A 9,047-nucleotide genomic window follows, 5' to 3' on the forward strand; every position below is an offset into this window, starting at 1 on the left:
TTGTTGAAAACAGAAAGCACCTTTGTTACTGTTACACATATAAATGCTGCGAAGGAAGGTTATTATGTCCCCCAAAACTCAAAGTTATAAAGCAACGAATGAACATGTGAAAATCATCGGACGGACTCATTATTCCAACGATGTACTGTGGCTGGCGCTCTCAGGCGGCGGCGTGGAATTTTCCTTCCATGGTACAAAAGCGGAGATCACATTAAGAGGTGATGCTATTGCCTTATCCGGCAATAATCTCGCAAGAGTCGGCATCAGTGTAAACGGCAAAAGGGTTATTGACGATCAGGTGGATCAACCGCTCCAATCGTATACTGTATTTGAAAGCGAAACTGCGCAGAACGTCACGATAAGGCTCATCAAATTATCAGAGGCGGCGATGTCAACGGTAGGGATTCAGGAAATCGCTGTTGATGCAGCGGATGGAATTAAGCCAACCCCGGATGAAGTACATAAAATTGAATTTATCGGCGACTCCATCACTTGCGGCTATGGCGTTGATGATGAGGTTGGGCTGCATTCTTTTTCTACGGCTACGGAAGATGTTACCAAAACCTATGCTTACCTCACCGCGCAGCAGCTCCATGCGGACTACAGCATGGTTTCGTACAGCGGATACGGCATCATTACAGGCTATACGGAAAACGATCAAAAGCTTAGCACGCACCTGATCCCGGATTATTATGAAAAAGTGGGGAAGTCTGAGGGGAAATTTGATGATCGAGTGCTGCCCCAGGATCTGCGTTGGGACTTCAGGAAGTTTGTGCCCGGTCTGATTGTCATTAACCTAGGAACGAATGACGATTCCTACACCAAAGAGGATACCGGCAAGCAGACGGAATATGCTGAACAATATGTTGAATTTCTTAAAATGGTCAGACGCAACAATCCGCATGCTCCGATTCTGTGTACGCTGGGTATCATGGGAGACAGGCTGTATCCTTTTGTCGAACTAGCCGTGAAACAATATACCCTGCAAACAGGCGACAGTAATATTAATGCAATGAAATTTGATGTGCAGCTGGAAGCTGACGGATACGCAGCCGACTTCCACCCGTCCCAGGCCACTCACCGTAAAGCGGCGGACAAACTGACTGCTCAAATTAAAGAGCTCATGGAGTGGTGATTAAGCGAGGGAGTGCGGATCACTACGCTGTATCCCTTTTTCGTTTACGAACTTCTCCAGAACCCTGAAATCCTCTGTAACCTTTTTAAAAGGTAAAGCATCCAGCACCTGTTCCCGGTAATCCTTTTTGGCTGCAGCGGACAGCCGGGAATCGAGTATGCTGAGTACACCAAGGTCAGTTTCACTGCGGATCAGACGGCCGGTTCCTTGTCTTAACCGAAGCAGCATGTCCGGTACAAACACATCTTTTAAGGGATTCTCGGCCAGAGATGCCTTATATTCATAGATAGGATCGGAAGGAACAGGGAAAGGCAGCCGGAAAATGATTAATTGCGACAAATCGGAACCTTCGATATTCACGCCTTCCCAGAATACACCGGTACTAAGAAGGACGCCTTTACTGCCCCGGAATTCAGCGATCACCCCGTCTTGGGACGATCCTTCTCTTTGCATATGTAGCGTCCAAGTAAGCGCCTCAGAGTTTAATTTCTCATGGATGTACTTCATATCCTCCTTAGCTGAAAAAAGGACCAATGTCCGCCCGCCCGTTAAATTACAGAGCCTAAGCATTTCCTTGTAGGCCGCATCAAGATAACTTTTCCGGTCCTTATGGCTATAGTAGGGGACGTCCTTGGCAATATACATCATGGTGTGGTCGTCATAATCAAACGGTGAAGCCTGGCGCTCCATATAATCTCCCCTGTACCCGAGGGACTCAGTCAGATAAGCGTATTGTTCCTCCAGGGTTTCTCCGCCTTGACACATGGTTGCTGACGTTAAGATCACGGATGTCTTCCCGTTAAATAAAGTATACTTTAGAAATTGGCTTATGCCCTTTGGACAGATACTAATGGTACTCTCCCGCTGGCTGTTGCTTGCCCAGATGAGATAGTTGTCCTTTGCTCTGGCGAGCACATCGAAGAGGTCGATAAGTCCATTCATGGCTTCAAAAGCATTGTCGATTTCCCGCTCACGCCGGGAAGTTAAGACGGAAAGGCTGAGACTGAGCTCTTTCAAAATCTGCACCGCCCGTCTTAACGGAATTCCTGTGATCTCTGATACTTTTATCCGGTCATTGTCCTGTTTGGCTGTGTGAAGCAGATCCGCCTCTACCTGTTTAAAGACATGGCTAACGCATCTTTTTACAAATTTGAATTGCCCCATAAGACCCGTATCTGCGGATTGCTTGAAGAGAATCTGCAAGACGTCGTCCAGAATACGGCAGGTGCCCCGGAAGGTGAACTCGAGTGTTCTTGCATCTCTGACCTTTGCTTCCAGATTATGAGCTTCATCTATGACGATCAGGGCCGGCCGTTCCGTGATTAAGCCCTTGGTTCCTTCTTTCTTCTTGATCAGATCACGGATAAGCAGGTCCTGGTTTACGATAATGAAATCCATATCGCCGGCGCTGGCATTAATCTTCGCTCTCATCTCGTAGAACGTACATGTGCTTTTATAATGGCAATGTTCAAATTTACAGTCATTTACACAAACGTTAGACCATACTGCATCACTGGTTCCACCTTCAATGTCCGCTCTTTCATCAATCTCGTAATTCAAAATACGCCCGGCGAGCGTAGACAGAGGGGAGGAGCTTGAATCATCAGGCTTGAACAGCTCTGCTGCCCTGTACCGGCAGGCATATTGCCCCATGCCTTTTCCGACAACGGAGCGGACCGTGGTGAATCCGAGACGGCTTCCAATGAATCTGAGATCTTTATGTATCTGTTCTGAAAGCTGGATGGAGGAGGTGGCAATAATGATCGGCTGCCGGGAGACCTGGTTAATGAGCAGGCCGGGAATAAGGTAGGCAAAGGACTTGCCGATGCCGACTCCGGCTTCAATCATTGCGTTATAGCCATTAATATAGGCGTCAGCGATATCCAGAGACATATCCTGCTGGCCGATCCGCTCCTTCAGTCCGATCCTGGGGAATCTGTCATACATCCGGAAGACGGCATTAATTAAAGAGGGTTCGACGTCCTTTTTCAGCTCCCGCTTCTGTAATTTATAGAGATCACTTAACCAACTGATGACAACCGCCCCTTTTCTATATCAATGATCTTCCTGCTGGAGTATTTTGGTGAGGTTGTAATTATCTTCGATGCTACCTTAACAGTCAAGTGTCAGAATAGAAGTCATATATAATGGATGATAAGGAGGAATATCTAAGTGAAAGAACAAAGAGCTGGAATGCAATCTATTAATGAATTGTTCACATCCAGACATTCAGTTTTGATCTGGATGTCAACGGTTTATGTATCGGCAATAATCATGCAGTTTTTTAAGGACCCTTTGATTTTATCCAGTTCAGCGTTCACTTGTCTTTTCACAGTTCATGTCTTAATACACTGGAACTCATTTCGGATTAGGACTAACAAGCAATTCTGGTTATACTTTTCGATCCAAGGCATCCTGATTTACTTATGCGCGATTCTGATGCCAGACGGTTATCAAGCCGTTTTAATTGGCCTGCTTCCAGTCTTAGTCGCTCAAAGTCTGGGTTTTTCCTATCGGATCAAAAGAGTCGTTCTCGTTGCCTTTATCAGTATTATCTTGTTTTTTGATGCAATGCTTACTTTAGGAGATACGGATGAACTCATATTATTCCTTCCCTTTTTTACCCTGATGCTGATTGTTGTTGTGGCCTATGCCCTGTTGTTCTTTCAGCAGGTTCACGAAAGGCTCAAGACCCAGAATTTCTTGCGGGATCTTCAGGAGGCCCACAAGAAAGTGGAGGAGTTAACACTCTCCAATGAACGTCAACGTATGGCTCGCGATCTGCACGATACCCTGGCACAGGGGGTGGCTGGATTAATTATGCAACTCGAAGCGGCAGATGCGCACATGGCACAAGGCCGTATGGAGCGGACTCAGGAAATCATCAAGCAGTCCATGAAACAGGCCCGTACAACCTTGGCAGAAGCCCGCCGGGCTATTGATAATCTTCGGGCGAAATCAGCGTCCGAGATTGATTTTAGGGAAGCCGTTGACGATGAGGTCCAGCATTTTACGGAGGCCACAGGTATAGCCGTTGCAACGTATCTTAAACTCGACAAACGCTTGTCCAGGATGGTAATGGAACACAGTCTGCATATTGTGAAGGAGTGTCTCACCAACATCGCCCGGCATGCCAAGGCAGACAAGGTATGGGTTACCCTGTCTGATCAAAGAGGCCTGTTATTTATGGAGATCAGGGATAACGGATCTGGATTCAACACGGACGCTATTGGAAAGGATGCCGGACATTATGGTCTACTGGGCCTCCAGGAACGGGTGCGGTTGATTGGAGGAGAAATGAAGGTGCGTAGCAGTTCGGCAGGTACGAGTATACAAATTGAGGTATCATTCACCGAGGGAGAATCTATATGAACCGGTATAAAATCCTGATCGTAGACGATCATTTCGTTGTCAGGGAAGGCTTGAAGCTGATTATGGAAACCGACGAACGGTTTCAAATTGTCGGGGAAGCAGGAAACGGGCAGGAGGCGATACACCTCATTGATGAGTTGCAGCCGGACGTTGTCCTCATGGACTTAAATATGCCGGTGATGAGCGGACTGGAAGCGATGAAGGTATTGAAAAGCAAGAACAGCCCCGTTCCGGTAATCATTCTGACGACCTACAACGAGGATGATTTAATGATTAACGGTCTGGCTTTGGGGGCGAGGGGATACCTGTTAAAGGATACAAGCCGGGAGAATCTGTTCAGGAATATTGAATCAGCGGTGAGAGGGGAGACCTTGCTTACCCCAGAGATTATGGAAAGAGTCATAGCCGCCCGTGGGAACCACAAAGCTTATAACTCTGCTAATGAGGAAGCATCCCTGCTGACCGATAAAGAGACTCAGATTCTGCAGAGCGTAGCTCAGGGTTTCAAAAGCAAGGAAATCGCCTCAGATATGGGAATTGCAGAACGAACGGTAAAAGCACATTTAACGAGTATTTACAACAAACTTGGAGTGGATTCGCGGTCTCAGGCGGTGGCTGTCGGTCTGGAACGAGGGATCTTACATATGTAACTTGGACATGCGAAGGAATTCTTTCGCATGTTTTTGTTTTATATTCACATTTTGAAGCGAGGCCCTACGGTGTGTGTAGGGCTTTTTCTTTTGGGATAACGGGCTGCCCGAATGGGCAAATGCGGTCTGCCCGTTTGGACGATGTTGAACAGTCATCCAGTCTGTAAGATTAAGACATAGATAAACATTAGTAAGGAGGAGCGATACTGAAATGGCTAAATTATTATACCGGCTGGGGTTTTGGTCAGCGAAGAACCGGATTAAAGTCCTTATAGGAAGCATTACTCTGTTAGTAGTAGCCGCTATTGTGGCGCTGTCGATGGGAATCCATTTTGGTGAGGAGACCAGTATACCCGGGCTTGCCTCGCAAAAAACGCTTGAAGTTATGGAAAAGGAATTTCCAAACCCACAGGGTAACCTTGGCAAGACCCAGCTGGTGCTGAAGGCACCGGACAATGAGACGTTATCCTCTGAAGCAGCTCAGCAGCTTATAACCGTGAAGCTCAAAGAAGTGGCAGCGGATCAGGAGGTTTCTTCGGTTGTAGGTCCGTACGAGAACCATTCGTTAAATGCGGACAGCACTATTGGCTATGCCACAATTACTTATAAAGTTCCGGGTGCAGATGTCACCGACGTTTCGAAGGATTCAGTGAATCAGATTGCCGAAAGTCTGCGGGATGCGGGCTGGCAGGCCGAACTGATCGGAGACGGCTATGTGAAAATGGCAACCAGCAGTCCTACCGAAGGTCTCGGAGTTTTGCTGGCCCTGGTAATTCTTACAGTAGCATTAGGTTCTATCATTACTGGCGTTCTGCCGATCCTTACAGCGGGTTTAGGCCTAGGCTTCGGGATTATGCTGATTATTATCGGAACCAGTTTCTTAGATATTCCTTCGTTTGCCTTATCGCTGGCCGGGATGCTGGGACTGGCTGTCGGTATTGATTATGCACTGTTCATTATCGCCAGATACCGGCAGCAGCTTGCCGAAGGCTACGAAAGACGGGAAGCAATTGCCATCGCGAACGGAACAGCCGGGAGTGCGGTTGTGTTTGCTGGAGTAACGGTCATTATTGCGCTTGTCGGGTTTTCATTCGTTGGAGTACCGTTCCTTACCGCTATGGGTACAGCTGGAGCACTTACTGTATTGACCGCAATCCTTATGACCATATTCGTCGTTCCGGCGATTCTGGAACTGCTGGGGAGCAAGGTTAAAGTGCCCACCAAGCGTTCCAAGCGCAAAGGAAGCAATCAGAAGCCGGCAAGCCGCGCCAATCTGTGGGGAAAATTTGTTACCGGGCAGCCCTTAATGGCTGTAGTACTGGGTGTAGCCCTGCTGTCAACGATTGCTTTGCCCTTCTTCCACATGGAGACGGGGCTCGGTAATGACGGGCAAAAATCTCCGGATAAAACTGAACGGCGGGCCTACGATCTCCTGTCCGAAGCCTACGGTGAGGGATACCACGGTCCGTTAGTCATTCTGGCCGAAACGGATGGCGGTAAAGAGGCAGCAGCTAATCTCAATAAAGTTATTGAAGAAGTAAAAACTTATCCCAATGTCGCGGTGGTAAACCCGGCAGTCACTGGACCTTCCGGAAAAATCTCGCTGATTACTGTTATGCCGACAACGGGACCCAATGATTCGAAAACCATAGACCTTGTCCATCTGATTCGTGATAAGGCACCGGAAATAGAACGGCAGGATCATATTAAGATCGGTGTAACCGGCAGCACAGCTGTCAACATCGACATCACCCAGAAATTAAACCAGGCATTGCCTAAATTTTGCCTCATTATTGTTGGCTTGGCCTTTGTACTGCTTATGCTGGTATTCCGTTCGATTCTCGTTCCGATCAAGGCAGTGCTCGGATTCATCCTGTCGCTTGGTGCAACCCTGGGATTCGTTACCTATGTCGTTCAAGATGGACATTTCCAGAATCTGTTCAACTTCTATACCAAGGCACCGGTGTTTAATTTCCTGCCAATCATTGTAGTCGGCGTCCTGTTCGGTCTGGCGATGGACTACGAAGTATTCCTGGTCAGCCGGATGCGTGAGGAATTCAAGAAGAGCGGCGATGCCAAAAAGTCCGTTCTTGCCGGAATCCGTAACAGCGGCGGAGTCGTAACGGCAGCAGGCCTGATCATGGTTGCAGTCTTTACCGGATTCATTCTCGCAGAAGAGCCTATGGTTAAGGTTATGGGGTTGGCGCTCGCCTTCGGTGTTCTCTTTGACGCTTTCATTGTCCGGCTGCTCATTGTTCCCGGCGTGATGACCTTGCTTGGGAAGTCGGCATGGTATTTTCCAAAATGGCTGGACCGCTTGCTTCCGAATCTCGATGTGGAAGGTGAGGGAGTGATGGAGGAAGTGGAGAAGAAGCGGCTGGCCGCAGAGATTGAGCCTAGAGTAAGACTCCTTGGCTAATAATCTGGAACAATAGGTACCACTCTATGATCCGCCTTTCGGTGTTCACACTTGTCTATAACGAAGAGGGAAATATATATGATCTGTACTTAAGCATCACTGACGCGTTAAAGGGAAGAATAGAAAGCTATTTTGAGCGAAATTACGGGCAAACAGCTTCGATCTGGGCCGGAGTGAAGAACTCAACCTGCACAGATCCCAAGGATATTTTTAAGCTCATGCCCTTCTATTGAAAAGAAATGATGATACAGACTCTCTGATGAAGCTATTTAAGCGTGAGGTTGCTGATAGCCTTTATTAATATTACGGGATGCATCGTTTTCTGCCGATAATGGCGAAGATGGAACAAGCCTTCATGTGCTGCGGCTCTTCGTCTGGTTCACCGGATTGGAGTGATCCAAGCCCGGCAAGATATTCAGAGATTTAATACTGCTCAGCATCGTACGTCGATATCGATGAAAGGTTTAACGCCGGCAATCAAGCCCGTGTCAACATTGACCAGCACGTCTGCAGTAGCCGTATTTGTCACTTTAAATCCAAGACCGGACAATATGAATAAAGGTGCTCCGGCAATGCCTACTCCGCTGGTTTGAGCAGCTTGCATATCTTGTCCGCTGATGCGCTGAAAGGTACTAGGTCGAGCAACTATTTGGAAGCTACTGTTCTCAGATTCGATCTGGAGATCAGGCAGCTTCCTTTTTTATACCCGGTTCCAGCATTGTAGAGCAAAGTTATGGCCATTTTGATCACAAGCAATTCGTTAGTCGATCTACAGACAAGGTTGACATAGCCGCGTTTAGCCTGATGCATGTTCACTATATATGTCCCTGCCGGATAAGTGATACCATCCACGCTTAACGGAGGGACAGTCTTCTCAACCTTCACACCGTTGCGGAGCAGGTTTGCACTATTTTGTAGGTCTCCTCTTTTGCAGATCAATTAAGGTGACTCGAGCTTTATTAATATCCAATCGTTAGTCTATATGTTCTGATTTAAATGGTAAAAATTACAGGTTGCATGATATAGGGAAGTCGAGGTATATTATTAGTCCGGCCAAGAAACATCAACGCCGAGCTCGAAAAGAAGTTGAAAAAAAGAGCTTGCATTACTCGGTCGAACGTGATATATTATAAGAGTTGCTGGTGACGAGATAATCGGCGCCGACGACGAGCTTGATCTTTGAAAACTGAACAACGAGTGAGTGGGATTTCACGCAAGTGAGATCCAAAAATAGAGAATATTTTATTCTCGTCAGATGTTTCAAAATGAGCAATCGCTCTTTCTAAATACCAATTTGGAGAGTTTGATCCTGGCTCAGGACGAACGCTGGCGGCGTGCCTAATACATGCAAGTCGAGCGGAGCTTATCCTTCGGGGTAAGCTTAGCGGCGGACGGGTGAGTAACACGTAGGCAACCTACCCTCTAGACTGGGATAACTACCGGAAACGGTAGCTAATACCGGATAATTCCT

7 protein-coding genes and 1 rRNA gene are annotated in these 9,047 nt (G+C 47.3%); 5 read left to right on the forward strand and 3 right to left on the reverse strand.

Annotated features, from left to right (window positions below):
* Nucleotides 1–64: 64 nt before the first annotated feature.
* Nucleotides 65–1,135, forward strand: coding sequence for an SGNH/GDSL hydrolase family protein (locus A3842_RS27755; RefSeq protein WP_074103445.1), 1,071 nt, complete (start codon nt 65–67; stop codon nt 1,133–1,135).
* Here the strand turns inward: A3842_RS27755 and A3842_RS27760 are convergent, their stop codons facing one another.
* Nucleotides 1,136–3,082 carry an ATP-dependent DNA helicase gene (locus A3842_RS27760; protein ID WP_244169820.1) on the reverse strand — a complete coding sequence of 649 codons (1,947 nt, stop codon included), beginning with the start codon at nt 3,080–3,082 and terminating at the stop codon, nt 1,136–1,138.
* A gap of 492 nt (nt 3,083–3,574) precedes the next feature.
* Here A3842_RS27760 and A3842_RS27765 point away from each other — a divergent pair, with 492 nt between their 5' ends.
* The 3 genes from A3842_RS27765 to A3842_RS27775 all read left to right on the forward strand — a co-directional run bounded on the left by A3842_RS27765 (nt 3,575) and on the right by A3842_RS27775 (nt 7,576).
* Nucleotides 3,575–4,507, forward strand: a complete 933-nt coding sequence (locus A3842_RS27765; RefSeq protein WP_178382424.1) for a sensor histidine kinase — start codon at nt 3,575–3,577, stop codon at nt 4,505–4,507.
* Nucleotides 4,504–5,157: a response regulator gene (locus A3842_RS27770; RefSeq protein ID WP_074085761.1), complete on the forward strand. Its 654-nt coding sequence runs from the start codon at nt 4,504–4,506 to the stop codon at nt 5,155–5,157. Before A3842_RS27765 ends, A3842_RS27770 begins: the two co-directional genes overlap by 4 nt.
* A gap of 211 nt (nt 5,158–5,368) precedes the next feature.
* The gene (locus tag A3842_RS27775) at nt 5,369–7,576 is read left to right on the forward strand and encodes an MMPL family transporter (RefSeq protein WP_074103448.1); all 2,208 of its coding nucleotides are present in this window, start codon (nt 5,369–5,371) and stop codon (nt 7,574–7,576) included.
* A 433-nt stretch (nt 7,577–8,009) separates the two neighbouring features.
* Here A3842_RS27775 and A3842_RS32750 read toward each other — a convergent pair whose 3' ends face one another.
* Together A3842_RS32750 and A3842_RS27785 are read right to left on the reverse strand one after the other, a co-directional pair.
* Nucleotides 8,010–8,180, reverse strand: coding sequence for a hypothetical protein (locus tag A3842_RS32750; protein WP_167374718.1), 171 nt, complete (start codon nt 8,178–8,180; stop codon nt 8,010–8,012).
* A gap of 41 nt (nt 8,181–8,221) precedes the next feature.
* Nucleotides 8,222–8,461 carry a hypothetical protein gene (locus tag A3842_RS27785; protein ID WP_074103450.1) on the reverse strand — a complete coding sequence of 80 codons (240 nt, stop codon included), beginning with the start codon at nt 8,459–8,461 and terminating at the stop codon, nt 8,222–8,224.
* A gap of 406 nt (nt 8,462–8,867) precedes the next feature.
* Here A3842_RS27785 and A3842_RS27790 point away from each other — a divergent pair.
* Nucleotides 8,868–9,047, forward strand: a 16S ribosomal RNA gene (locus tag A3842_RS27790); the annotation flags it as partial.

Source organism: Paenibacillus sp. P3E (genome assembly GCF_001909045.1).
Lineage (GTDB): Bacteria > Bacillota > Bacilli > Paenibacillales > Paenibacillaceae > Paenibacillus_AQ > Paenibacillus_AQ helianthi.

What these genes read in the sequence shown, in the direction of transcription:
- A3842_RS27755 (WP_074103445.1), top strand. Translation starts at nt 65, where the DNA reads ATGTCCCCCAAAACTCAAAGTTATAAAGCAACGAATGAACATGTGAAA.
- A3842_RS27760 (WP_244169820.1), bottom strand. Translation starts at nt 3,082, where the DNA reads ATGTATGACAGATTCCCCAGGATCGGACTGAAGGAGCGGATCGGCCAG.
- A3842_RS27765 (WP_178382424.1), top strand. Translation starts at nt 3,575, where the DNA reads ATGCCAGACGGTTATCAAGCCGTTTTAATTGGCCTGCTTCCAGTCTTA.
- A3842_RS27770 (WP_074085761.1), top strand. Translation starts at nt 4,504, where the DNA reads ATGAACCGGTATAAAATCCTGATCGTAGACGATCATTTCGTTGTCAGG.
- A3842_RS27775 (WP_074103448.1), top strand. Translation starts at nt 5,369, where the DNA reads ATGGCTAAATTATTATACCGGCTGGGGTTTTGGTCAGCGAAGAACCGG.
- A3842_RS32750 (WP_167374718.1), bottom strand. Translation starts at nt 8,180, where the DNA reads ATGCAAGCTGCTCAAACCAGCGGAGTAGGCATTGCCGGAGCACCTTTA.